This is a genomic window from Acinetobacter sp. GFQ9D191M, from assembly GCF_011174875.1.
Classification (GTDB): Bacteria; Pseudomonadota; Gammaproteobacteria; order Pseudomonadales; family Moraxellaceae; genus Acinetobacter.
This window is the reverse complement of sequence record NZ_JAALGV010000023.1, coordinates 1,064-2,542: the sequence shown is the minus strand read 5'-3', so window position 1 is coordinate 2,542 and position 1,479 is coordinate 1,064. Positions and strand designations below refer to the sequence as shown.

General features: G+C 35.0%; 3 protein-coding genes. All 3 read right to left on the bottom strand.

Going from position 1 to position 1,479, the window contains the following annotated elements:
* Nucleotides 1–199: 199 nt before the first annotated feature.
* Nucleotides 200–685, bottom strand: a complete 486-nt coding sequence (locus tag G5T77_RS04745; protein ID WP_006581703.1) for a hypothetical protein — start codon at nucleotides 683–685, stop codon at nucleotides 200–202.
* A gap of 37 nt (nucleotides 686–722) precedes the next feature.
* Nucleotides 723–971, bottom strand: a complete 249-nt coding sequence (locus tag G5T77_RS04740) for a phenol hydroxylase subunit (protein ID WP_006581702.1) — start codon at nucleotides 969–971, stop codon at nucleotides 723–725.
* Between the two features lie 312 nt (nucleotides 972–1,283).
* Nucleotides 1,284–1,479: integrase core domain-containing protein (locus tag G5T77_RS04735; RefSeq protein ID WP_166236191.1), on the bottom strand; the 196-nt coding region annotated here is incomplete at its 5' end.

The window sequence follows — 1,479 nt, the reverse complement described above, 5'->3', positions numbered from 1 at the left end:
TGAAATTTGTCGTGTACAGAGTATAATAATAATAATCGAGCATGAGTCTCATACGGATGCTCGGGTCGAAAGGGAATCCCCAGGCGAGTAACCTGTTTGCGGTGATCCATTAGCTGCAGGAGCAGAATAGCATACATCTGGAAGCAAAGCCAGGAAAGCGGCCTATGGAGCTGTGCGGCAGCGCTCAGTAGGCAATTTTTCAAAATATTGTTAAGCCTTTTCTGAGCATGGTATTTTTCATGGTATTACCAATTAGCAGGAAAATAAGCCATTGAATATAAAAGATAAAAATGTCTTGTTTACAATAAAGTGGGAGTAGTAATTTCGTTACTTTGTTTAGAATTTCTTCAGAAATATTTCTTAATAAATCGTGTTTTTCAACAAGCGTAAAATTACTTTCTAAAATCTCTTGTTGTTTAGCTCGAGTTTGGGTATAAGCCCCATAATAAAATTGACGAGGATCTTTAAGCACGTACCAATCTTTCATTTGGATTACAGTACGGCCCTTATCGTAAAGATCAAATTCAGGCTGCCATAAAGGTTTGTAATGAAAATTAATTTCTTCCTGAATATCGTAGGTCGCTTCTTGATAACGTGAAGCTGGTTTATCACCAAATCTTTTTTCAATATAAGCATAAGTATTTCTTAAAGGCTTAACTGAAGATGTTTTAATATCAATTTGCATATAAATCTTCCTGATTTTTTAATAAAGACTAGAGTTTTTATTCTCTAATACCGGCCTGTCCAAATCGCCACTTCATGCGGTCATATTCAATCTTTGCAAAATCATCCGTACTTAGGTGCTGTACTTGATGGTGTGCGCAGAATTCTTCAAAAGCCTTGACTGGCATAATCATTTCTACAGCTAACTCTGGATCACCTATCGAAAATTCAAATTCGATATATTTGTCACGCTGAGTCCCTGTAACATGAATAAAGCAAGGAGGCTGTTCTACATTGAGTTGCTGCATACCAAAATCCTCATATTCTCCATAAGATTATTGCAACTTGCATGCCAATTTTATTTATTATTATTTTTCAAATATTTATGATTTTCTCTTTTTTATTTCATACAATGTTCTTTATCAAATTCTTAAGTCACAATGTATGACTTAAGAAAATTCTCAAGTGTTTTATATTTTCTCAGTTGTATAAGCACTTATAGATGATCAAAAAAAAAAGAAGCCAAAGCTTCTTTTTTTGATTTTCCAACTCGCATTGATAGCCCCTATAATTCAATCAACTGAACCGTACCGGGTTTGTCGGAGACTTTTTTATTTAAGTTAGGCCACCTGACCTAACGGGTTAATCTTATCATAGTACATTGCTTCAAACTCAAAAGGTGATACATAACCTAGTGCACTATGTACACGCTCTTTATTGAACCAATCTACCCAATTTAGTGTCGCAAGTTGTACATCCGCTAAACCTTGCCAATCTGCTTTTAGATATTCAATCACCTCTGTTTTGTATAAGCCA